The 228-nt window shown below is 33.3% G+C and carries 1 protein-coding gene; it reads left to right on the top strand.

The window, feature by feature from the left end; all coding sequences use genetic code 11:
• Positions 1 to 43: 43 nt before the first annotated feature.
• A partial coding sequence (gene yycI, locus SB773_RS35215; protein ID WP_410595254.1) for a two-component system regulatory protein YycI occupies positions 44 to 228 on the top strand: 185 nt, incomplete at its 3' end.

Below are 228 nucleotides of genomic sequence, written 5' to 3'. Positions count from 1 at the left end.
AAAGATGTTTTATAACAATAGTAAGGGGAAGGTCACTTTATATTTGAACAAAAAGGGTGAAATCGTCTCCTATGAACAGATGTATTTAGAGGGGATTAAAAAATTCAATAAACCCAAGGAATTGATCCCTGCTTTAACTGCTATTGGAGCATTATATGATAATGGTGATATTGATCCCAAAAGCAAAGTCACGAATGTAAAACTAGGTTTTTATAATTCGCTGCAGAC

The sequence above is a fragment of the Bacillus sp. SIMBA_074 genome (assembly GCF_046534555.1).
GTDB lineage: Bacteria > Bacillota > Bacilli > Bacillales > Bacillaceae_G > Bacillus_A > Bacillus_A mycoides.
This window is presented reverse-complemented; position numbering and strand designations above follow the sequence as displayed.